Source organism: Christiangramia echinicola DSM 19838, assembly GCF_000423065.1.
Classification (GTDB): Bacteria; Bacteroidota; Bacteroidia; order Flavobacteriales; family Flavobacteriaceae; genus Christiangramia; species Christiangramia echinicola.
In genome coordinates this window covers 53967-77089 of record NZ_AUHG01000018.1, presented here as the reverse complement: position 1 = coordinate 77089, position 23123 = coordinate 53967, and the positions used below count along the sequence as shown (strand labels likewise).

The following is a 23123-nucleotide window of genomic DNA, read 5'->3' as shown; positions in this document are numbered from 1 at the left end:
TCTGTAAAGATAAAATAATTGATTTAAAATGGGAGGTATAGTTGACAGACTGCGTAGAAATTTTTCAGCTACTTAACAATTAGCCGTTAAAAATTATTAATTAGTTGAATAATAAGTTTTTATGAAGTTAATTTTAATTTCAAAATTGATAGTTATGAAAAATATAATCCTTTCCGCTGGGCTTTTTCTGGCCTTTATTTCCTGTACTGAAAATGAAAATGAGCAAAATTTAGCGACTGCAGATATAAACCTTAATAATCCTGAAAGATTTATGTCTACAGAATTTCCAGTTGGTACAAAATACTCCATGAGCGAGGTTGCCATACAGGGTGCTTATAACCAATTTAGGCAAACACTTAATAAAAACGAGGCTATAGGTATTGTCGCTGAAGTTGATCATGCTCAAAATGCCAAATCTATCGATGAGGATCTCAATTATACCAGAATTATCTTTTTTGGTAACCCAAATTTAGGAACTCCTTTAATGCAAAGAAATCAGCTGGCGGGATTAGATCTGCCACAGAAAGTTTTGTTTTATAAAGGCGAGAATAAGAAGGATATAATTCTATATAATAATGTAGAATATTTAAGGTCCAGACATGAGCTGGATGGAGTTGAGACATTATCTAAAATATCTGGTGCTCTGGCGAACCTGGTTTCAGGAGTTTCAAAAAATGAAATACTAGCGGCAGATCAGCAAACTGTTGGTTCTAAAGAAGGGATTATAACAAAACAAAGTGAACTGAGTTTTGAAGATTCTTATTCAGCTTTAAAAAATGCACTGGATTCAAATCCCAATATTAGTATTATGGCTGAACTGGACCATCAGGCAAACGCCGCCAGAGTAGGTTTAGAATTAGATCCTACCAGGGTTATTATTTTTGGAAATCCAAATCTAGGTACGCCGTTGATGCAGAAGGAACAGAGTATCGGTTTAGATCTTCCTCAAAAAATGTTAGTCTGGGAGAATTCAGAAGGAGAAGTATATGTTTCTTATAATGATCCGTTTTTTATAGCTGGTCGACATTCAGTAGAAAATAGTGAGGAAATTCTCAATACCATCAATACAGCTTTAGACAACCTTTCTAAGGTGGCAACCGGTAATTAAAAGACGTCCTGTAAACAGGTGGCACATTTAGAATACGTCCAGATACAGTCTATAAAATCTGTAAGCATATGGAAGAACAGGCCTATAAAAATAAGTCTGATAATTCTGTGTTTTACGAAGATCATTCCTAAAATATAAACTGTGATCGCTATTTCTGTATGCAATGGGTGAAAGCCAATACTACATCTGTCTGGATCAAACATGGGAACGGCTACTAAATGATCCAGATCAACGAGCATGGTGGCCGCTAGAATTGCCCAGTATTTCAACCAGTTTTCTTTGTCATATAGGTAAGCAAGAAGGCCTATAACCAGAAAATGAAATGAATAGTGAACTATTTGTTGCAAGCGGAAATTAGATTTTAATTATTCCTTTTATTTTCTGATTCATCCTCCTCATCTGGCTGTAACAGTCGGTTTAATTTTCTTTCCAGCGCAATATACCTCGAAAAACCTACTATTAGAAAAAGCACGCATATTAAAAGGGAAAGGTAACCCACCCACATAAGGCTTATTCCTTGATATTCTTTAATTTGTAACAATGCCAGGCCACTTATCAATAGGTAGATAGAAGCACGTATATATGATAATAATGTACGTTCATTAGCAAGTTTTGTTCGTTCGAGGGCTAAATGTTCACGTACCAGTTTTTCATCGATTATTCTCGTTTTAAACGGATTGTGCAGTTTTACTCTTCTCATATTCAAAAGGGAAAAAATATTGGGATTATAAAGGACGCTGCGATCCAGATGATAAAGTTAAGGGGTGTTCCGAACATTAAAAAATCTCTGAACCTATAATTTCCAGGAGCATACACCATAGTATTTACAGGATAACTAACCGGAGTCATAAATGTAAGGGAACAAGCGAACATAACACCTATCAAGAATGGCTTTTCACTCAACTGCATGGCGGCGGCAAGACTTATAACAATGGGGGTCATTAATGCAGCTGCAGCCTTGCTGGATAATACATTTGTAGATAAAAATGTAAATAGAAATATTAAACTTAAGGTCCATCTGGGATCCAAACCACCCAGGGATTCGAATATATATTGTGAAATAATATCTGATCCCCCGGTCTTTTCCAGGGCTTTTCCCATGGACAATACCCCGGCGATCATAAAAATCACTTTCCATTCTATAGCTTCATAAGCCTCCTGCGGTTTTAAAATAGTTAAAGTAACTAGCAAAAGACTTCCTATCATGGCGCTTATAAGGATCGAAGTAATATTAAATGCTGCTGCAGAGACTACTCCGATTACAATTAGTAATGCTGGAATTGCCTTTTTATAGTCTACGCTTCTTCCCTGATATTCAGAAAGTGTAACTATCAGTTTTTCTGAAGCCAGTAACGATATAGCTTTTTCAGAGGCAAACAATAACATCATATCACCTTCTTTTAGCACTACCTGGGAAACATCTTCAGTGATCGTTTCTTTTCTGTGCCTAATGGCTAAAACCGAAGCATAATAAGTACTTCTAAAGTTGATCTGTTTTATCGATCTTCCTGCCAGTTCAGATCCATAAGGGATCATAACCTCATAGATTTTCTTTTCTTCATTTGGCGGAGTACTTTTAGGTGTTATACTGTCATTAGGTTCAACATCACGTACGTTTTCTTTGTCTCCCTTTACCGAGAGTCCCTTCTTTACTTTTAATTTTGCGAGATTAACAGGATCTACAAGAATTCTAACCAGGTCATTTTCCCTAAGAACAGTCTCTCCATTTATTTCATAAACCCGGTAATGTTTCCTTTTTATCCTCAGGATCTGTACCTTGTAGTCATTCACCAGCAAAGATTCTGCAATAGATCTGTCTACATCATCACTATCACTCAGCAGTTCGATCTCAGCCATATATTTTTCGGCTTCCTTTTTTAATCCTGCATTTTCAGGCAGATCTCTTTTAGGTAGTAATATTGGTCCTACAATGAAGATGTAGGTTAATCCAATCGCAAGTAAACAAAGTGCTGCCAGTGAAAATTCGAACATACCGAAAGCTTCAGAACCTAATTTTTCAGCATAACTGCTTACAAGGATATTTGTGGAAGTTCCAATTAAGGTACAGGTGCCGCCGAATAGAGCCGAAAAAGATATGGGAATAAGTAACCGGGCCGGGCTAATATTTGCTTCCCTGCAAACTAGTAATGCTACCGGAATCAATATTGCCACTACGGCAGAATCATTTATAAAGGCTGATAGTACTGCTGAAGTTACACTTAATGATACCAGCGCCAGGAAATAATTGATCCTGGCGATCTTAATGAGTTTGGCACTAAGCCCATCTATAAGCCCAGATTTGAATACGGCAGCGCTTACCACGAACATACAGCCAAGGGTGATAGTTGCAGGATGGTTAAACCCCGAGAATCCCTCTTCAGGACTTAATACTCCAGAAACTATAAAAAGAGCCATGATGACGATGGAAGTTGTATCTATCGAAAAATAATCACGCACAAAGAGAATGATCCCTATGATGATAATCGCGACTGTTAGATACAATTCCATGCCTCTGGTGTTATGTCATGCTAAAAGTTAATTTCCTGTACTATGGCATACGCAAGTAGGTCTGGTAAAGCTTTGGGTGCTTTCGTGCCACTTGAAAGCAGCATTATATTTATTGTTTTCCCAGTAAAAGTTAGTTCTTTCTTCCGGTTCGTTCCCTATCTGGTTCATTGTTTTTGCATCGAAAAGTCGTCCATTCACCATGGTATAGATTACAGATTCTGAATTTCTAATATCCTCCAGCGGGTTTTTTTCCAGGACGATAAGATCGGCGAGCTTACCTTTTTCAAGAGATCCTATTTCCTTATCCATCCCTATATATTCCGCTCCGTTTATTGTTGCAGTTCTAAGAGCTTCCATATTGGTCATTCCGCCCATTTGCAGTAACCATAGTTCCCAGTGAGCACCCAATCCCTGTAATTGTCCGTGAGCACCCATGTTCACTTTTACGCCTTCATCGCTTAATGCTTTAGCAGTTTCAGAAACCAGAATAGGACCATTTTCATATTCTTCTTCAGGCAACTTTGTTCTGTGCCTGGACCTTGAATCTACTAACTCGCGAGGGGTAAAGGTTAGCAGTCTTTCATTTTCCCAGACATTGCTTTTATCATAGAAAATATACTCTCCATTTATTCCACCGTAATTTACGATTAGGGTAGGAGTATAGCCGGTATTTGAAGTTCCCCAAAGACTCAATACATCTTTATAAACCGGAGCTACCGGAATATTATGCTCAATTCCCGTATGACCATCAACGATCATATTCATATTATGGAAAAAAGTAGAACCACCTTCCGGAACTACATTCATATTAAGTTCTTTTGCTGCCAGAAGCACCTGCTGTCTTTGTTCACGTCGCGGCTGATTATAACTTTTTACTGAAGTAGCACCAAAAGCCTTGGTTCTTCTAATTGCAGATCTCGCATCATCTATACTGTTGATCTCAGCTTTAAAATCACCATCTGCACCATAAAGAATGATGCCAGTGGAATATAACCTAGGCCCGATCATGTCACCACTTTTGATCAATTCAGCGATCCCGAATACAGTTTCGCTCAAAGCTGAAGGATCATGCGCAGTAGTTACCCCAAAGGCGAGATTAGCATAAGATGGCCAGTGTTTTTTAGGTGTTAGGCCGTATCTGAAAGCTCCAATATGAGCATGAGAATCTACGATCCCGGGCATGATCGTTTTGCCTTCAGCATTATAAGTTTTGGCTGAGGAAGGAATACTCACGCCGCCAGTCTTTCCTATGGCTTCAATCTTATTCCCTTTTATAACAATACTTCCATTTTCAATTACCTCGTCACCGTTCATTGTAATAATGCGGGCATTAGTAAATGCGATCACCCCTTCAGGCACATCAGTCTTTATTTTAAGACCAACCTTGATTCCTTTTTCGGTTACAGGAGGAATGGAATCTGGCGAATTTTTCAAGAAAGTAAATCGCTGTTCAATATCATTTGTGAAATATTCATCTCCCAGTGTCCAGTGAATTTTTGTGCTATTATTAGACCAGTGTAAATTCACACCTGCATCTTTGGAAACCTGGGTTACAGGCAATGTTTTAGAATCTGGTGCGAGGTCTACTGGTTGACCAGTCACAGCAAATGGCGCCACATAGGCTTTGTGCAGGTTACTGAAAAGTATCCATTTGTTATCTGGACTAGGCAGTATCCTGTTGGCATATTTTGAATTTATATGCGCTTTTTCGTCCTTACCATTAAGGTCTACACTTTTTAAGGTTTTAGTAATACTTCCAAAGAAATAACCACCCGTTTGAAAGAAAATTCTCGTGTCATCAGCATTAAATATTGGAAAAAGACCCGAATTCACTAGTCTCTTTTCATCTTTTCCTTCTGAAGTCATGATATAAACTCCTGGCTCTTTGGTAAAAGTCTGCCCCTGATCGCTATTCCCGCTCTCTTTGGAGAATACGATCATTTTACCGTTGTTGGAGTAAGACGGATTTCTATAAATACCTTTTCTGGTGGTAAGTTCTTCAGGTGATCCTCCAGATAATGAAACACGCTTAATGCTTCCAAGTTCTGAATCATTCCAGGTTACGTAAATAATATGTTTGCCATCTGGAGAAAAATCTGGTTCGAATTCAAAATCTTCTGAATCGGTAATACGCTGAGGTTTTCCGTTTGGGAGTGATTTTTTCCATAAATAACCAACGGCATTAAAAACCAGAGTTTTTCCGTCGGGAGAAGTGACTGCATGGCGAATTACTTTCGCATCAAAAATTTCTGAATATACTTCATGATCTGTCTGCAGTGTTTCTGCTATCCTGATCTTTGCTGAAACCTGGAAAGGGATCTCTGAGACATCATAAGTTTCAATATTCACTATATTGATCTTTCCATCAGCCCAGAAGACCAATTCCTTATTATTTGGCATCCAGCTGAAATTTGGATATACCCCAAAGATCGCCCACGCTTCCTGCTGATCCTTGTTCAATTTGTCAAAAACCGGCCATTCTTCTCCGGTTTCAAGATCATGAATAAAAAGTACAGATTTCGTTCTTATGCGTTTTACAAAAGCAAGTTTTGTTCCGTCAGGGGAGACTTCTGGCCTTGCAGCTCCGCCGGGTCCGCCGGTTATAGTAATGGTTTCACCCGTTTTAAATTCATACCTTTTTATAACGTAGATCTGCTTATTTGGATCTTTGTTATACTGGAAATTACCTCCGGGATACATGTCTTCACTATAAAAAAGATATTTCCCGTCTGAGGTTATGCTTGGTTCATTTACATCTTGCTGATCGTTCTTACGTTCGGTAATCTGAATGCCACCATTAGCAGCAACATGATATTGCCACATTTCACCTGCACCTAAAGATCTTCCAGAGGTAAAGTGTTTCCTGGCGATTAGTGAATTTCCATCTGGGGTCCAGACCGCATTATTCAATAATCTGAATTTCTCTTCTGTGATCTGTTTGGCATTTTTCCCATTGGCATCCATTACCCAGATATTATCCCCGCCACCGGCATCACTGGTAAAAGAAATTTTCTTCCCATCAGGACTAAATCTAGGCTGAACCTCGTAAGGGATTCCAGATCTTAACATGGTAGCTTTTCCGCCATTGACCGGCATTTTATAAATATCACCAAGTAGGTCAAAAACGATTGTTTTACCGTCGGGACTCACATCCAGATTCATCCAGGTGCCTTCATCGGTATCAAGATCTAATGTTTGAAATTCCCAATCTTCAGGATATGGATCTGAAACATCCCATTTATCTTCTTTCTTTTCGTCTTTTTGAGCTATTGCAGAATTTAAATTTGTAATAAGGAGTAAAAGGATAGGGACCTTTAAATATTTGTGCATGATCGAGTAGTTTATAGTACTTAAATATACAGCATCTTTCAATTAGGTGAAAGTTGGTCTGTTTTAATTTAAAAAACTACCCCGAAAATCTTAAAATGGGAGGCTGCTGAGATCTACATTTCCACCGGAAATTATGATGCCAACTTGTTTATTTTTGAATTTATCTTTCTCCTTTAAAACCGCGGCAAGAGGTACAGCGCTTGAAGGTTCCACGATGATCTTCATTCGTTCCCAGATGAGTCTGAGTGCACTCTTTATTTCTTCTTCGCTAACACGAATTATTTCATCTACATTTTCCAGAATTATTGGAAAATTTTGATCGCCAAGCTGCGTTTTTAACCCATCAGCAATAGTTTCGGCTGAATCATTTGTTTCAATTTTACCACTTCTTAGAGAGCGCCATGCATCATCTGCCTCTATAGGCTCTCCTCCAATACACTTACAGTTCCTTCCGAAAAACTTTGCTGCCAGAGCGGTACCTGCGATAAGTCCGCCACCGCCAACCGGGCAAACTATATAATCTAGATCTGGATGATCCTGAAGCAATTCCATAGCAGCTGTGCCCTGGCCTAAGATCACATCAATATCATTTGAGGGATGGATAAATGTGGCGCCAGTTTTTTCCTGAATTTGGTTAGCCGTTTCTTCCCGGTCTTTTATGGTTGAAGGACATTCGGTGATTTTACCGGAATAAGTTCTAACGGCCGCCTTTTTAACTTCCGGAGCAGTATCGGGCATTACGATATATGCCGGGACATTCAGGCTTTTTGCCGCAAGAGAAAGTGCCTGGGCAAAATTACCTGAAGAATGGGTGACCACACCTTTGGATTTTTTTTCTTCGGAAAGTTTTAAAATGGCATTAGTGGCACCGCGCATTTTGAAAGCGCCCATTTTCTGAAAGTTTTCACACTTGAACCAGAGATCTGTTTCGGCCATTTCATTTAATAGACTTGAACTCAATACCGGTGTACGATGAATATGCGGCTGGACACGCTCAAGTACTTTTTCCAAATGCAATTTTTCTATTTTCAAGATCTGATATTTTTAGAGTGAAAATAAAAAATCCCTGAGATATCAGGGATTTTTTCAACAATCTTTATTCATCGATGGGGATGGTGAGCATTGGTATCTCGGCTTTTTTGAATAATTCCAGCGAAATACTTTCCTGTAAAAGATTATGCAAAAAACTATGCTTATGCGTACCAACGATCAAAAGGTCGATATTTAATTTCTGAGCTTCCTTCATTACCGTTTCTACAGTAGACCCCTGGATTAATAATGCTTCAGTAATAATATCCTCACTGATAAAATTTTTACAGACTTCCTGAAGGTTTCGGTGTTCCTCGCGATACTCTTCTGCCTTAATATCACGGATATATTGTGGGCCAGGTTCATAACCTACAAAATCTGGTTCGGGATCTGCAACATGTAAAACCCAGACCTTAGATGTAAATTTCTGTGCAAGACTATCTGCATACACCATAAGCTCCCCAATGCTGTCGTTAAAATCGACCGCCACCATGATATTTTTAATCGTATCCATCTGTAAAAAGTTTAATTATTAGTAACCTTTATCCAACTCCACTCTGTTTTTAAGAGGTTCATCTTCCATCATTCTATCATAATTATCTGCAATTTGAGGCACCACAGATTCAGGTTTGGTTACACTGGCGATATGAGGCGTAATATTTATCTTCGAATGTTCCCAGAATGGATGCTCTTCGGGTAAAGGTTCTTCTCTGAAAACGTCTAACGACGCCCCGGCGAGATGCCCGTTATCGATCATTTCCATAAGGTCATGTTCTACAAGATGTTCACCCCTGGCAACATTTATTACATAAGCTCCTTCTGGCAGCATATCAAAAAGATCTGCATTCAGGATATTTTCTGTATCCTCAGTTAAAGGTAATAAACAAACAAGTATTTCAGAATTCTGAAGAAATTCTTCTAATTGTTCTTTACCATAGAAACTAGTTACATTTTCACAGCTCTTCTCGGTTCTGGACCATCCATAAACTTTGAAAAAGTTCTTATGAAGCTTGTCGGCAACAGCATTACCAAGCACTCCAAGTCCCATGACTCCAACCTTGGTATCCTGAGGTCTTTTATACTGAAATTTATCCCATTCTTTTTCTTTCTGACATTTCACGTAATGGTGCAAACCTCTAATATGGTTCATTACCTGGCTTAACACGAAGTCTCCCATATCTTCTGTTAGGGTATCATCTACTACCTTCGTGATTTTCACGCCTTCTGGCAGCGCATCATCACTCAGAATATGATCTACTCCAGCACCCATACTGGCAATAACTTTTAAGTTTGGGTAATTCTTAAATAGACCACGTGGGTGATTCCAGGTGAGAGCGAATTCTACCTCTTCTTTATCATGATCTTCAGGATAAACATAAATATTCATCCCTCGATGTTGATTCTCTAAAGCTTTTACCCAATTTTCCGGATCCTTCCCCGGACATACAATCAATACTGACATAAATTTTTCTTTTTCTTTTAGCTCACAAAGGCACTATAACCAGTAATGGCACGGCCTACTATAAGCGAATTAATTTCTTTTGTTCCTTCATAACTGTAGATCGCCTCGGCATCTGCTACAAAACGAGCCACGTCATATTCCAGTAAAATTCCATTGCCCCCAAGCACCTCACGGGCACGGCTAACAACATCTCGCATTCTCATGCTACAGTAAACTTTTGCAAGACTGGCATGTTCATCTGTTAGAAGTCCCAGGTCCTGCATTTCAGAAAGTCTGAAGCATAAGGTTTGCATTGCGGTTAAGTTTGAAAGCATTTCTACTAAATGATTCTGGATCAACTGGAAGGAAGCAATAGGTCTTCCAAATTGTTCTCTTTTTTTAGTGTACTTTAAAGCGCTTTCATAGGCTCCTCGAGCACATCCCACCGCCTGCCAGGCCACTCCGGCTCTGGTCATTCTTAGAACATTGGCAGTGTCTTTAAAGGAATTTGCATTCTGAAGCCTGTCGCTTTCTGGAATTTTACAATCTTTCAGAGTAATAATGGCATTCTGAACAATTCTTAGTGCCATTTTATCTCTGATCTTTTCGGTTTTAAAGCCAGGATTTTCCTTTCTTACTAAAAACCCTTTCACCTGATTTGAATCCAGATCTCTTGCCCAGATAATGGTTACATCGGCAAAAGTTGCATTTCCAATCCATTTCTTCTGTCCGTTTAAGACCCAGTTTTCACCGTCAAATTTACAGGTGGTTTCCAAACCGCCGGCAACGCCAGACCCAACATTAGGTTCGGTAAGACCAAATGCTCCTATCTTTTCCATTTTTTGCATCTGTGGTAGCCATTCCTGTTTCTGCTCCTCGCTTCCGCATAAATAAATTGAGCCCATCGCTAAACCGCTATGGACTCCAAAAAATGTGGAGATCGAAACATCCACCCTGGCGATCTCCTGGGCTACGATACCCTCCATAAGGAAAGGTAAATTAGGACATCCATATCCTTCGTAGGGTACACCAACTATATTCAGATCTTTGAATTTTTCTATCACCTCAAATGGAAACTGGTCTTTCTTCCAGTATTCATTTACCAGCGGTCTAATTTCATCTTCCATGAAATTTCGCACCTTCAACTGAATTTCACGTTGTTTTTCCGTTAGTTTAAGGTCTAGATTATAAAAATCACCATCGATGGGAGGGAGGTCATGCTGGCCTTTTTTGCCTTTTGATTTTAACATTTTCATCAATCCGGCCAATTGACGCTCGTCTAAACTCCCTAAAGATTTCATGGCATCGGCCAGATCTATTTTTTCATTGATCTTGGCTAGTTGATCCATGTCAACCGACTTTAGAAGGTTGATGGTGTTTTTTACTTTTTTGAATATAGACATTAGAAAACCGGTTGGTGAGTTTTAAAAATAGGAATTAATAAAGCTCGCCGCTGTTAAGGTTTTCCGAAGAAATGATAAAGTATAATTTTCAATTATGGGAAATTTAGGAAATTATTAAAATTCAATTCCATATTCTTCGATAATTTTATGACTCATAATGAGTTAAACGAAAAAATGAAGTATGGAACATCCACAAGAAAAGTATGCAAAACCTCCATTCTCAAATGTGAATCAGGAAGAACCCGGTAGGGAACAAAAAATGCAGCCAAAAACAGATCATGGAGAAAAATCCTATAAAGGTAGTGGCAAATTAAAAGGAAGAAATGCGATAATAACGGGCGCAGATAGTGGAATAGGGAGAGCAGTGGCGCTTGCCTATGCCCGGGAAGGAGCAAACGTGCTGATATCATACCTGAAAGAACATGAAGATGCGAAAGAATCTGCCAGGTTGGTTGAGGAAGCAGGACAAAAAGCGGTGCTTATGGCTGGAGATGTAGGCGATGAAAATCATTGTAAGAAAATTATCGAAAAAGCCATTTCAGAATTTGGACAAATAGATATTCTGGTTAATAATGCCGCTTATCAAATGTCGAGACAATCGCTTCAGGATATATCTAGTGAAGAGTTCGATTATACTTTTAAAACGAATATTTATAGTTTATTCTATTTATGTAAAGCTGCGGAACCGCATTTAAAACCGGGGAGTACTATTGTTAATACCTCTTCTATCAATGCCTATAGCCCTCGTCCAGACCTTGTACCTTATGCGGCTACTAAAGGTGCGATTCAAAACATGACCGCAAGTATGGGGCAGCTTCTGGCTGATAAGGGAATAAGGGTTAATTGTGTGGCGCCGGGGCCTATCTGGACTCCACTAATTCCGGCTACCTTACCCGATGACGAAGTAGAAGTATTTGGGGAAGATACTCCAATGAAAAGACCCGGCCAACCTGCAGAACTTGCTGCTGCTTATGTTTTACTAGCTTCTGAAGATTCAAGTTATATGAGCGGCTCTACAGTACAGGTTACTGGCGGTAAACCTACAATTTAAATTATACAAATTAAAAAAGCCACGCATTTACGTGGCTTTTAATTTTATGCTAGAATATGATTAATCATTCAGTGAAATAGCTGCTTTCACCTTATCTACATAATCCAGTTTTTCCCAGGTAAATAACTCTACCTCTTTGGTGATTCTACCATTATAAGGACTCTCAAAAACCTTGGTCGCCATCCTTGGTTCTTTACCCATATGTCCATAGGCAGCAGTTTCGCGATAAATAGGATTTCTAAGCTTTAACCTGTCTTCAATAGCAGCTGGACGCATATCGAAAATCTCCTTCACTTTTTCAGCGATCTGGCCATCGCTTAGATCTGTATTTTTCTTTCCGTAAGTGTAAACTGAAATTGAAGTAGGTTCTACCACCCCAATAGCATAAGATACCTGAACCAAAATTTCTGGTGCCACACCTGCAGCAACTAGGTTCTTGGCAATATGTCTTGAAGCATAAGCTGCAGAACGATCAACTTTAGAAGGGTCTTTTCCTGAAAATGCTCCACCACCGTGGGCACCTTTTCCGCCGTAGGTATCTACAATGATCTTTCTTCCTGTAAGTCCGGCATCACCATGCGGTCCTCCAATTACGAATTTACCTGTTGGATTAATGTGATAAACGATATCATCATTGAACAACTCCTGAACATATTCTGGTAAATGTTTCTTCACTCTAGGAATAAGAATTTCAATCATATCCTTTTTGATCTTAGAAAGCATCTTCTCATCGTCGGCATCAAAGTCATCATGCTGAGTAGAAACTACAACAGCTACAATTCTTTGCGGAACATTATCGTCGCTATATTCTATGGTTACCTGACTTTTAGAATCGGGTCTCAGATATTCTATATCTTTTCCCTCACGTCTAAGTTTCGCCAATTCAATCAATATTTTATGAGAAATATCCAGGGCAAGGGGCATATAGTTTTCAGTCTCATTGGTCGCGTAACCAAACATCATTCCCTGGTCACCGGCTCCCTGTTCTTCTTTCTTTCCGCGATCTACACCCTGGTAAATATCCTGGGATTGTTCATGGATCAAAGAGATCACCCCACAGGAATCCCCACTAAATTTATAAGCACCTTTAGTATAACCAATATCATTGATCACATCACGGGCGATATTCTGTACGTCTAAATAGGTATTACTTCTAACTTCACCAGCAAGTACCACCTGTCCTGTAGTTACCAAAGTTTCACAGGCAACTTTCGATTCCCCGTCAAAAGCCAGGAAATTATCAAGTAAGGTATCACTAATCTGATCTGCAATTTTATCCGGGTGCCCTTCAGAAACACTTTCTGAAGTAAATAAATAAGCCATTCAATTCCTTTTTTAATTATAAGAATGGAAAAATTTGACGTGAAGAGCTAAGTGGAGTGTAGTAAACATTCTGCTTTAGCATTTTAAAATACTTCTTCAAAGTATAATAGGGTTGCAATCAGTCAAATCTATCCCTTTCAATATGTTGGTTACAAATGTATAAAAATTCATATCATGGCAATTGCATTTAACGTCATTTTATCCAATTTCGATTTTTTATAGGCTTTGTTCAACCTGTTTTTGGTAATTAGTATACTGAATTGGGGCGTTGCGCTGCGCCGAAAAGGGCTTGCGCCGGGCTTTCGCGGCTCGCTTCCTGGTGAAAAACCGGGAGAGCTCAAACAACCCGCTCAATCCCTAACGCAGAAGACATTTCCGAATAAATTAATGAAACAACAGTCTAATTTTTATATCCTTATAAAAAGACCTCGAAAAATTTATTTTCAATAATTTTTATCTAAACGCTTGGAAATTAAAAAAGTCCGTCGTTATCTTTGTAAACGAAATAATAATAAAAATGATCAGTATAATTTGTAATATGATGTGTATGATGCCGGAGACTTCCGCAGCGCACTCTATTGCATAACCTGAAAAGATATAAATGCAAAAAGCCGCTGCCAACCGCAGCGGCTTTTTTTATATCCAGATTTTTGTCACACTGAGCGCAGTCGAAGTGTTGAAATAAAATAAACCGTCATCCTGAACTTGATTCAGGATCTATTGAGAAGCTGAATCAAATTCAGCTTGACGAAAAAGAAAAAAACGAAACAGTAAAATATCAAAGCTCCCAAATCGAGTTTTAAATGTTAAGAGAACTAATGAGAACTACTTGTAACCTAATGATGACTATGTGTATGGATATGATGTGTATGCGTCACATGACAAACTATTGCCAAAACCGGAGAATTTAATTAGTTATAAAGTTCAATTCAAAAAGTCCCCCTGGTAATAGCATATCAGGGGGACTTCTTTATTAGGTCAAAATCAACATTTTTAAAATCAATATTATGAGCACAAAGAATTTTTCAACAAAAGCATTACATGCAGGACATGATGTAACACAAAATGGTGGAACAAGAGCAGTACCAATTTATCAAACCACCTCTTACGTTTTCAATAATTCAGATCACGCGGCAAATCTATTTTCTCTGGCCGAACCCGGGTTTATTTATACCAGGATCAATAATCCAACCCTGGATATTCTGGAACAGCGGCTGGCGGCGCTGGAAGGTGGTATAGCAGCGGTAGTTACCGCTTCTGGAACAGCAGCGACTAATACAGCGCTACTTACTTTACTTAAAGCCGGAGACCATATCGTTTCTTCCAACAGTCTTTACGGAGGGACTTATAACCTATTTAAGAATACATTACCGAGATTCGGGATCACTACCACTTTCGTAGATCCTTCAGATCCTAAAAATTTCACCAAAGCAGCAAAGGAAAATACCCGGGTATTCTTCGCTGAATCTGTGGGAAATCCTAAACTGGATGTACTGGATCTTAAAGGAATTTCCAGGGAAGCTAAAGCTTTTAAAGTTCCATTTATTGTAGATAATACGGTTGCTACACCTTATTTGCTGAATCCTATAGAACATGGTGCAGATATCGTAATTCATTCTTTAACTAAATATATAAACGAAAATGGAACCGCGCTTGGTGGCGTGATCATCGATGCAGGTAGATTTGACTGGGCTAATGGAAAATTCCCAGAGTTCACCGAGCCTTCACCAGGATACCACGGGCTAGTTTATCATGAAGCTCTCGAAGAAGCGGCATTTATCGCCAAAGTGAGAATAGAAGGTTTAAGAGATCATGGTGCAGCCTTAAGTCCTTTCAACGCTTTCCAGATCATCCAGGGACTGGAAACTTTAAAGATCAGGATCAAAGAACATAGTAAAAATGCTCTGGAACTTGCTGAATGGCTTCAGGAGCAGGAGGAAGTAGAATGGGTTAATTATCCAGGTCTGAAATCCAGTAAATATCACAAACTAGCCCAGGAATATCTTCCGGAAGGTCAAAGCGGACTGGTAACCTTTGGAGTAAAAGGAGGATTTGAAGCTGCGAAAACCGTGGTAGATGAGTCAAAAGTATTTTCACTTCTGGCAAATATTGGAGATACAAAATCACTGATCATTCACCCGGCAAGTACTACGCATCAGCAATTAACTGAAGAGGAGCAAGCTTCTACGGGAGTGACTCCAGACTTAATTCGGCTTTCTGTTGGGCTTGAAGATGTGGAGGATCTAAAGGCAGATCTCAAGGAGGCCTTTGCGCAAATTAAAAAGAAATCATTGGTTTAAAATGTTGGTTTGGTTAATAGATCCGGGAAAGGTCAAGGCCTTTTCCGGATTAAATTAAAAGAGATGCTTGAAGAGATTAAAATAGAAAACTTTAAAAATTCCGCAGGAACTGTTCAGGATATTCACCTGAGCTACCAGTTCTTCGGAAAAAAGCCAACAGAGGCCCCGATCATATTGGTAAATCATGCCCTAACCGGTAACTCGCTGGTTACAGGAAGCAAAGGATGGTGGAAGGATCTTATAGGTAAAAATAAATGTATCGAGATAGATAAGTTCTGCGTGCTTGCCTTTAATATTCCCGGCAACGGATTCAAAGGTCACGAAGATCAGTTCTTTGAAAATTATAAGGAATTCAGATTAAGAGATATTGCAAAGATTCAGTCACTGGCATTGGAAAAGCTGAATATTACCAGGCTTTTTGCCATTATTGGTGGAAGTATAGGTGGTGCACTGGCCTGGGAACTGGCAGTTTTAAAACCAGACCTGGCTGAGAATATCATTCCGATCGCCTGCGATTACAAATCTACCGACTGGCTGGTGGCCAATTGCAGAATACAGGATCATATTTTGAATAATTCATCTAATCCTGTTCATGATGCCCGTATGCATGCGATGACCTTTTACAGGACTCCGCATTCGCTGGCTCAAAAATTTGAAGGAAAAAGAAACAAGGAAAACCAAAGTTTTGAAGTTGAAAACTGGCTTTTGCATCATGGCGAAAAGTTGAAGAACCGCTTCACGCTTCCTTCTTATAAATTGATGAATCATTTGCTCACTACGATTGATATTAGTGATGGCAGCGGAAATTATTTGGAAGCAGCCAACAGGATCAAGGGGAATGTGCACCTGGTAACAGTGAATTCAGATCTGTTTTTCTTGGCGGAAGAGAATTGGAATACCTACGTGGAATTATCCCTGTTAAAACCAAATATCAGCATTCATGAAATAAGATCAATTCATGGGCACGATGCATTTCTGATCGAGACAGATCAGCTCAATCAATTTTTAAAACCAATATTTCAAATAACACAAAAAAGATATGAAAACGATTCATCTCGCTCTGTTTGGGCCGGGTAAAGTAGGCAGCAAACTGCTGGAACAACTTGCCAAATCTGAGGAACATCTGAAGAAATCATCAGGCATCATTGTAAAAGTGATCCTGGTGGCAGATTCTTCCCATGCTTTTCTAAACCCAAACGGGATAAAATCTGGTTGGAATAACGGGTTCAAAACTAATTCGCAGCGCTATTCTTTTGAGGATATTCAGGAGTATTTCAGAAGAAATGATTTTGAGAATCTTGTTTCCATAGATACAACGGCCAGTGACGAATTTCCAGAAAATTACATCTCGCTGATAAATTCCGGAAGTCATATTATCGCGGCTAATAAAGTTGCTAATACCCTGTCTACCGAATTTTATAGAAAGTTGAGAGAAGAACTGAAGAAAAATAACAAGAAGTTCATTTACGAAACCAATGTTGGTGCAGGACTTCCGATAGTCGAAACTTTGAGAATTCTGCACCTTTCCGGAGAGAAAGTGACGAGAATAAGAGGAGTTTTTTCTGGTTCCCTGAGTTATATTTTCAATACGTATTCTGAAGAAGAAAAAGAATTTTCAGAAGTGCTTAAGGAAGCAGGTGTATTGGGGTATACTGAACCTGATGCAAGGGTAGACCTGAGTGGAAAGGATGTTGGTAGAAAATTGCTCATTCTTGCCCGTGAACTGGAATTGCAAAAGGAATTTGAAGAAGTAAAGATCCAGTCTTTAATTCCGAAGCAATTGAATGGAAATACAACTTTGGATGAGTTCAACAAAAGAACTGGAGAACTGGATGTTCATTTTAGGAATTTTAAAACTAAGAAACTTACCAATGATGTTCTGCGATATATAGGTGAATTAAATGCCGAAACCGGGGAACTGGAAGCAAAACTTATCAATGAACCAAAATCCTCAGTTCTGGGACAAATTGAAGGAGCCGATAATGTTTTTGAGATCTATACCGAATCCTATAAAGATCAGCCTTTGGTGATTCGAGGAGCCGGTGCTGGGGCAGAGGTGACTGCAAGGGGAGTATTTGGAGATATTTTAAAAATATCTGAACGATTAAATTAAAATAAGATGGAAAACCTACAAGCTATCGGGACAGAACAAATAAACGGAAACGCCTATTCTCAGGAGAATTTTGAGACGATTGCTGTAAGAACCCAAAGTGAAAGAACTCAATTTCAGGAGCACTCTGTGCCGCTTTTTCTTACTTCAAGTTATGTCTTTGAAGATTCAGAAGATATGAGAGCGAGTTTTGCCGAAGAGAAAGAACGTAATATCTATAGCCGATTTACCAATCCGAATACTTCAGAACTTGTGGAGAAAATTGTGAAGATGGAAGGCGCAGAAGGAGGCTACGCTTTTGCTACTGGTATGGCGGCTGTATTTTCCACCCTGGCGGCTTTGCTGAATAGTGGAGATCATATTGTGGCGGCAAGATCGGTTTTTGGTTCTACCCATGGCTTGTTTACGAAGTATTTTCCGAAGTGGAATATTTCACATTCCTATTTTGATGTGAATCAACCTGAAGATATTCTAGCACTAATTAAACCGGAAACCAAAGTCCTTTTTGCAGAATCTCCAACCAATCCCGGAGTTGATATTCTGGATCTGGAATATCTGGGTGAAATTGCCAGAAAGCATGATCTGATTCTGATCATCGATAACTGTTTTGCAACTCCGTATTTACAGAATCCGATAAAATTTGGGGCAGACCTGGTACTACATTCGGCTACTAAATTAATAGACGGGCAGGGTAGGGTCCTTGGTGGAGTCACTGTAGGTAGAGAAGATCTAATTCGGGAAATTTATCTTTTCAGTAGAAATACAGGGCCGGCACTTTCTCCTTTCAATGCCTGGATACTTTCTAAAAGCCTGGAAACCCTTCCGGTTCGTTTAGAAAGGCATTGCGAAAATGCCTTAAAAGTGGCTGAGTTTCTGGAAACCCTGGACGAAACTGAAAATGTGAAATATCCATTTTTAAGATCTCATCCGCAATATGAAATTGCCAAAAAACAGATGAAACTAGGAGGGAATGTGGTCGCCTTCGAAATAAAAGGAGGAATAGAAGCTGGTAGAAGATTTATTGACCGACTTCAGCTTTGCAGCAGGTCGGCAAATCTCGGGGATACCAGGACCATAGTTACGCATCCGGCTTCTACAACTCATAGTAAGCTTAGTGAAAGTGAGCGTCTGGATGCGGGAATTAGCGACGGACTTGTAAGGATCTCCGTTGGATTGGAACATATAGATGATATAATTAAGGATTTAAAAAACGCGTTGAACAATTAGAGAAAGCAAAGGGAATATTTTATATTCGTCCTATGCTTTCCAAAAAGACCAAGTACGGAATTAAGGCACTGGCGTACATCGCCAGAAAAAAGGACAGGAATCCGGTCCAGGCCTCAGAGATATCTGAAAGTGAGAATATTTCTCAGAAGTTCCTGGAGAGTATTATGCTGGAACTCAGAAAATCAGGATTTCTAGGCTCGAAAAAGGGTAAAGGCGGAGGTTATTATTTAATAAAAGAACCTCAGGAAATAAAAATGACCGCAGTGATCCGGGTTTTAGAAGGGCCTATCGCAATGGTTCCCTGCGTTAGCCTTAATTATTATGAAAAGTGTGATGATTGTCCTGATGAGAATACCTGTTCAGTTCATAAACTGATGATACAGGTGAGGGATGCTTCACTAAATGTACTTGGTGAAAACACTTTGGAAGATATTGCTATCACGCAATAGCCTGAAGTGTTAAAATAAGATTTTTATTAAGGAAATAATTGGTGTTTAAACAGGCGAAGTTTAGTTTTGCTTAAAACCTAGTAAACCGATAGGATTATAGTTTTATGGAAGCGACTTTGGAAAAAAGAGGGATTATGAGAAAGTATTCGGCAAAAGAATTAAAGGCTTTGAACAGTCAGCTAAAGGGGATAGACCCTCCAGAAGTGATTAGATGGGTATTGGTAAATAGCAGAAAACCCGTGATCACAACGAATTTTCGGCCATACGAGGCGGCAATTTTACACGCGGTAATTACTGAAAAACCGGATACTACCGTGGTATGGTGCGATACAGGTTATAATACTCCTCAAACCTACAGGCATGCAGATGAAGTAATAAAGCAGCTTAATTTGAATGTCAAATTATATACCCCGAAACAAACCGCAGCTTACAGAGATGCCTTGAATAATGGTATTCCGGATGTGAATAGTCCATTGCACGAAGAATATACCAAACAGGTGAAATTAGAACCTTTTCAAAGAGCAATGGCACTTGAACAACCAGATGTGTGGTTTACGAATCTTAGAAAGGGTCAGACAGCTTTTCGAGATAGTATAGATATCCTGAGTTATAGTAAAGACGGCTTACTTAAAGTGAGTCCTTTTTACCACTGGAGCGATGAAAAGCTGGACGAATATCTCAAAAAAAATAAATTACCGAACGAATTTAAATATTTCGATCCTACAAAAGTATTATCTAATAGAGAGTGCGGTTTACATGCATAAGCCTGAAAGAACTATGATCCAATATCTTAAAAATATCATTTGTTATATGTGTATGTGCTATTCGCCTCATACTTAGAAGTCCATTTTATAAACTGAATTATAAAAAGTCCTTTTAAGTGTCATTCTTAAAAGGACTTTTTTCATTTAAATAATCAAGATCATGCAAAGTTTTAGAACCGAAATTGAAAATCCCGTTGTCGAGAAAGATATCCTGGATTTAGAAAAAAAGATCAGGCTTTTTCGCGAAGGAAAGGCTGATGAAGAGAAATTTCGTAGCCTGCGCCTGGCACGTGGAGTCTATGGACAGCGACAGTCTGGAGTTCAAATGGTTCGTATAAAACTGCCGTTTGGAAAGGTAACTTCAGAACAATTACACCGGATCGCTAATGTTTCAGATGAGTATTCCAAAGGTCGGCTGCATATTACAACCAGACAGGATATCCAGATCCATTACGTGAGTCTGGACAGGACTCCCGAGCTTTGGGCGCAACTGGAAAAAGATGATGTTACTCTTAGGGAAGCCTGCGGGAATACGGTAAGAAATATTACAGCTTCGCCAACCGCTGGGATAGATCCCAACGAGCCTTTCGATGTCTCACCATATGCACACGCTGTATTTCAATTTTTTCTTCGTAATCCTATTTGCCAGGAAATGGGTAGAAAATTTAAGATGTCCTTTTCTTCTTCAGATGAAGATACTGCCCTTAGTTATATACATGATCTTGGTTTTATCGCCAAACTGAAGGACGGAAAACGCGGATTCAAAGTAATGCTTGGTGGCGGTCTGGGCTCACAACCCCGGCATGCAGATGAGTTATATGACTTTTTACCTGCGGAAGAGATCATACCTCTAATTGAAGGTGTTCTGCGGGTTTTTGATCGTCATGGTGAACGTGCAAAACGATTAAAAGCAAGAATGAAATTCCTTCTGAAGGATATCGGAAAAGAAGCTTTTATGAAGCTGGTCGAGGAACAGAAGACGGCCCTTTCTCAGAAGCAACCAAAATTTGAAATTGAGAAATTTGAAGCAGCCCCGCCTTTGCAGGATGTAGAAGTTCCTTCTGTAGAAATTGGCGATGAGAAAGAATTCGAAAACTGGAAGAAAACCAATGTGTCTGCCCAGAAGCAGGAAGGCTTATTCGCTATTGGAATTCGGGTTCCGTTAGGGGATTTTTATACTGGTGGCGCGAGACAGCTGGCAGGTCTGGTAAAGAAATATGCCGGAAACGAAATAAGATTAACCCTAAGACAGGATATTCTGATACGTCATGTACGTGAAGAATTTCTTCCTTTCTTTTATTCAGAATTAAAAAAGCTGGGCTATGCAGAAACCGGCTATAATAAAACCGTAGATATTACGGCCTGCCCGGGAACCGATACCTGTAATCTGGGAATTGCTAGCAGTACCGGAATCGCCGATGTGCTGGAAGATGTTCTAAAGGAAGAATATCCACAATTCACGAATGGAAAGGATATCACCATAAAGATCAGCGGATGTATGAATGCCTGCGGCCAGCATAATATGGCTGAAATCGGCTTCCAGGGTATGTCTATAAAAGTCGGGAAAACGGTTGCTCCGGCACTTCAGGTATTGCTGGGTGGCGGAACTTTAGGAAATGGTCAGGGGAGATTTGCTGATAAACTGGTAAAGGTTCCCAGTAAACGTGGTCCGGAAGCTCTTCGCGTATTGTTAAATGATTTTGAAGCCAATTCAGAACAGGATGAAAAATTCGTGGAATACTATGATCGAAAAGAAAAGACCTATTTCTATGATCTGCTGAAAGACCTGGCTGATACTTCCAATCTTACCGAAAATGACTTTGTGGATTGGGGGCATGAATCGCCTTATATCAAAGCTGTTGGAGTAGGAGAATGTGCTGGGGTTGTGATAGATCTAATTGCGACCCTTTTATTCGAAAGTGAAGAAAAGATCGATAATGCGAAATCTGCGATGGAACGAAAGGACTGGGCAGATAGTATTTATCACGCGTACACTTCGATAGTAAATTCAGCGAAAGCCTTGCTGCTGGCTGAAGATGTAAAGACGAATACTCAGGCTGGAATCATTGCTCAATTTGATGAACTATTTGTTGAAACCGGCAAGATCGATCTAGCGACCACATTTAAAGAATTTGCATACCAGTTAAACCAGCATGAACCCAGCGAAGACTTTGCCAGCAAGTATTTAGAGGATGCGCAGTTATTTCTGAATAGAGTGGATGCTTATAGAACGAAGGAGGTACAGAATGTTTAATTCACCAAAACTTACGGTTGTAGGCGCCGGGCCGGGAGATCCGGAATTGATCACGGTAAAGGCTTTGAATACTTTAAAGTCGGCTAACGTAATTCTGTATGATGCCCTTATCAATATAGACCTATTGGAATATGCACCCCAAGCGAGACATATTTTTGTGGGAAAACGAAAGGATAAACATCGCCTTCCTCAGGAAGAGATCAATGAATTGATCGTAAAATATGCCCGGGAGCGAGGACATGTGGTAAGACTTAAAGGAGGAGATCCTTTTATTTTCGGAAGGGGATCTGAAGAGATCAACTATGCCAGGAAACATGGATTGGAAACGGCGGTGGTCTCAGGAATCACCTCTTCGATCGCGGTGCCGGCCAATGTTGGTATTCCGCTCACACAAAGAGGAACTTCAGAAAGTTTCTGGGTGATTACAGGAACTACTTCCCAGCGAAAAATATCGAATGATGTTCGTTTAGCCGCACAATCCACAGCAACTGTGGTGATTCTCATGGGAATGGGAAAACTGAAAGAAATCGTAGAGGTTTTTAGTGGTTTCGGAAAGGAAGATATTCCCGTAGGAATTATCCAAAATGGAACTACGGTAAATGAGCAGTCAGGTTTTGGGACTATCAAAACGATTGAAAATATCGTTTCAGAAAAACAATTGGGCGCACCTGCCATTATAGTCATTGGTGAGGTGGTTCGGGAAGCGAATGCTTTGCAAACAGTTTTTCAGAATGTAAAAAACCTTCCGAGATCGAAATATGTAAAAGTAGGAGCAGCTTAAAACTTAAACACGTCATCCTGAACTTGATTCAGGATCTCTAGAGAA

The 23123-nt window shown here is 39.6% G+C and carries 19 protein-coding genes; 10 read left to right on the top strand and 9 right to left on the bottom strand.

Features of this window, described 5'->3' with window-relative positions:
• Positions 1-154 precede the first annotated feature (154 nt).
• Complete coding sequence (locus tag G530_RS0113890) at positions 155-1108, top strand: DUF302 domain-containing protein (RefSeq protein WP_026935114.1); 954 nt, start codon at positions 155-157, stop codon at positions 1106-1108.
• Here the strand turns inward: G530_RS0113890 and G530_RS0113885 are convergent.
• The 8 genes from G530_RS0113885 to G530_RS0113850 all read right to left on the bottom strand — a co-directional run bounded on the left by G530_RS0113885 (position 1105) and on the right by G530_RS0113850 (position 10819).
• Complete coding sequence (locus G530_RS0113885; RefSeq protein ID WP_026935113.1) at positions 1105-1455, bottom strand: DUF6122 family protein; 351 nt, start codon at positions 1453-1455, stop codon at positions 1105-1107. The genes G530_RS0113890 and G530_RS0113885 overlap by 4 nt on opposite strands.
• Positions 1456-1469: 14 nt before the next feature.
• A complete protein-coding gene (locus tag G530_RS0113880) occupies positions 1470-1808 on the bottom strand; it encodes a DUF202 domain-containing protein (protein ID WP_026935112.1) in 339 nt (112 codons plus the stop codon).
• Positions 1809-1810: 2 nt separating this feature from the next.
• Positions 1811-3616 (bottom strand): SLC13 family permease, encoded by a 1806-nt coding sequence (locus tag G530_RS0113875; protein ID WP_026935111.1) that lies wholly within the window; start codon positions 3614-3616, stop codon positions 1811-1813.
• A gap of 27 nt (positions 3617-3643) precedes the next feature.
• Positions 3644-6946 carry an amidohydrolase family protein gene (locus tag G530_RS0113870; RefSeq protein ID WP_035716494.1) on the bottom strand — a complete coding sequence of 1101 codons (3303 nt, stop codon included), beginning with the start codon at positions 6944-6946 and terminating at the stop codon, positions 3644-3646.
• A gap of 90 nt (positions 6947-7036) precedes the next feature.
• Entirely contained in the window at positions 7037-7972 is a 936-nt protein-coding gene (locus G530_RS0113865; RefSeq protein ID WP_026935109.1) for a threonine ammonia-lyase, read from the bottom strand.
• A 70-nt stretch (positions 7973-8042) separates the two neighbouring features.
• Positions 8043-8489 (bottom strand): universal stress protein, encoded by a 447-nt coding sequence (locus G530_RS0113860; RefSeq protein ID WP_026935108.1) that lies wholly within the window; start codon positions 8487-8489, stop codon positions 8043-8045.
• Positions 8490-8507: 18 nt separating this feature from the next.
• Complete coding sequence (locus tag G530_RS0113855; protein ID WP_026935107.1) at positions 8508-9437, bottom strand: 2-hydroxyacid dehydrogenase; 930 nt, start codon at positions 9435-9437, stop codon at positions 8508-8510.
• 17 nt (positions 9438-9454) lie between these two features.
• Entirely contained in the window at positions 9455-10819 is a 1365-nt protein-coding gene (locus G530_RS0113850; RefSeq protein ID WP_026935106.1) for an acyl-CoA dehydrogenase family protein, read from the bottom strand.
• A 181-nt stretch (positions 10820-11000) separates the two neighbouring features.
• Between G530_RS0113850 and G530_RS0113845 the strand changes: the two genes are divergently transcribed.
• A complete protein-coding gene (locus G530_RS0113845; protein ID WP_026935105.1) occupies positions 11001-11870 on the top strand; it encodes an SDR family oxidoreductase in 870 nt (289 codons plus the stop codon).
• A gap of 60 nt (positions 11871-11930) precedes the next feature.
• On the opposite strand, the gene metK is transcribed toward G530_RS0113845, so the two are convergent.
• On the bottom strand, positions 11931-13193 hold the full coding sequence (gene metK, locus G530_RS0113840) for a methionine adenosyltransferase (RefSeq protein WP_026935104.1): 1263 nt from the start codon (positions 13191-13193) through the stop codon (positions 11931-11933).
• Positions 13194-14200: 1007 nt separating this feature from the next.
• Here metK and G530_RS0113830 point away from each other — a divergent pair.
• The 8 genes from G530_RS0113830 to cobA all read left to right on the top strand — a co-directional run bounded on the left by G530_RS0113830 (position 14201) and on the right by cobA (position 23078).
• The gene (locus G530_RS0113830) at positions 14201-15493 is read left to right on the top strand and encodes an O-acetylhomoserine aminocarboxypropyltransferase/cysteine synthase family protein (RefSeq protein WP_026935102.1); all 1293 of its coding nucleotides are present in this window, start codon (positions 14201-14203) and stop codon (positions 15491-15493) included.
• Positions 15494-15556: 63 nt separating this feature from the next.
• The gene (locus G530_RS0113825) at positions 15557-16570 is read left to right on the top strand and encodes an alpha/beta fold hydrolase (RefSeq protein ID WP_026935101.1); all 1014 of its coding nucleotides are present in this window, start codon (positions 15557-15559) and stop codon (positions 16568-16570) included.
• Positions 16533-17606 carry a homoserine dehydrogenase family protein gene (locus G530_RS0113820; RefSeq protein ID WP_026935100.1) on the top strand — a complete coding sequence of 358 codons (1074 nt, stop codon included), beginning with the start codon at positions 16533-16535 and terminating at the stop codon, positions 17604-17606. The genes G530_RS0113825 and G530_RS0113820 overlap by 38 nt, the downstream gene beginning before the upstream one ends.
• Positions 17607-17612: 6 nt before the next feature.
• Positions 17613-18830 carry a trans-sulfuration enzyme family protein gene (locus G530_RS0113815; protein ID WP_051199798.1) on the top strand — a complete coding sequence of 406 codons (1218 nt, stop codon included), beginning with the start codon at positions 17613-17615 and terminating at the stop codon, positions 18828-18830.
• Positions 18831-18862: 32 nt separating this feature from the next.
• Positions 18863-19279, top strand: a complete 417-nt coding sequence (locus G530_RS0113810; RefSeq protein WP_026935098.1) for an RrF2 family transcriptional regulator — start codon at positions 18863-18865, stop codon at positions 19277-19279.
• 134 nt (positions 19280-19413) lie between these two features.
• Entirely contained in the window at positions 19414-20043 is a 630-nt protein-coding gene (locus G530_RS0113805; RefSeq protein ID WP_026935097.1) for a phosphoadenosine phosphosulfate reductase domain-containing protein, read from the top strand.
• A gap of 160 nt (positions 20044-20203) precedes the next feature.
• A complete protein-coding gene (locus tag G530_RS0113800; protein WP_026935096.1) occupies positions 20204-22297 on the top strand; it encodes a HEPN domain-containing protein in 2094 nt (697 codons plus the stop codon).
• Positions 22290-23078, top strand: coding sequence for a uroporphyrinogen-III C-methyltransferase (cobA, locus tag G530_RS0113795; RefSeq protein ID WP_026935095.1), 789 nt, complete (start codon positions 22290-22292; stop codon positions 23076-23078). The genes G530_RS0113800 and cobA overlap by 8 nt, the downstream gene beginning before the upstream one ends.
• Positions 23079-23123: the final 45 nt, after the last annotated feature.

Coding starts and splice junctions, on each gene's coding strand:
- G530_RS0113890 (WP_026935114.1), top strand. CDS start 155: ATGAAAAATATAATCCTTTCCGCTGGGCTTTTTCTGGCCTTTATTTCC.
- G530_RS0113880 (WP_026935112.1), bottom strand. CDS start 1,808: ATGAGAAGAGTAAAACTGCACAATCCGTTTAAAACGAGAATAATCGAT.
- G530_RS0113875 (WP_026935111.1), bottom strand. CDS start 3,616: ATGGAATTGTATCTAACAGTCGCGATTATCATCATAGGGATCATTCTC.
- G530_RS0113870 (WP_035716494.1), bottom strand. CDS start 6,946: ATGCACAAATATTTAAAGGTCCCTATCCTTTTACTCCTTATTACAAAT.
- G530_RS0113860 (WP_026935108.1), bottom strand. CDS start 8,489: ATGGATACGATTAAAAATATCATGGTGGCGGTCGATTTTAACGACAGC.
- G530_RS0113855 (WP_026935107.1), bottom strand. CDS start 9,437: ATGTCAGTATTGATTGTATGTCCGGGGAAGGATCCGGAAAATTGGGTA.
- G530_RS0113850 (WP_026935106.1), bottom strand. CDS start 10,819: ATGTCTATATTCAAAAAAGTAAAAAACACCATCAACCTTCTAAAGTCG.
- G530_RS0113845 (WP_026935105.1), top strand. CDS start 11,001: ATGGAACATCCACAAGAAAAGTATGCAAAACCTCCATTCTCAAATGTG.
- metK (WP_026935104.1), bottom strand. CDS start 13,193: ATGGCTTATTTATTTACTTCAGAAAGTGTTTCTGAAGGGCACCCGGAT.
- G530_RS0113830 (WP_026935102.1), top strand. CDS start 14,201: ATGAGCACAAAGAATTTTTCAACAAAAGCATTACATGCAGGACATGAT.
- G530_RS0113825 (WP_026935101.1), top strand. CDS start 15,557: ATGCTTGAAGAGATTAAAATAGAAAACTTTAAAAATTCCGCAGGAACT.
- G530_RS0113820 (WP_026935100.1), top strand. CDS start 16,533: ATGAAAACGATTCATCTCGCTCTGTTTGGGCCGGGTAAAGTAGGCAGC.
- G530_RS0113815 (WP_051199798.1), top strand. CDS start 17,613: ATGGAAAACCTACAAGCTATCGGGACAGAACAAATAAACGGAAACGCC.
- G530_RS0113810 (WP_026935098.1), top strand. CDS start 18,863: ATGCTTTCCAAAAAGACCAAGTACGGAATTAAGGCACTGGCGTACATC.
- G530_RS0113805 (WP_026935097.1), top strand. CDS start 19,414: ATGAGAAAGTATTCGGCAAAAGAATTAAAGGCTTTGAACAGTCAGCTA.
- G530_RS0113800 (WP_026935096.1), top strand. CDS start 20,204: ATGCAAAGTTTTAGAACCGAAATTGAAAATCCCGTTGTCGAGAAAGAT.
- cobA (WP_026935095.1), top strand. CDS start 22,290: ATGTTTAATTCACCAAAACTTACGGTTGTAGGCGCCGGGCCGGGAGAT.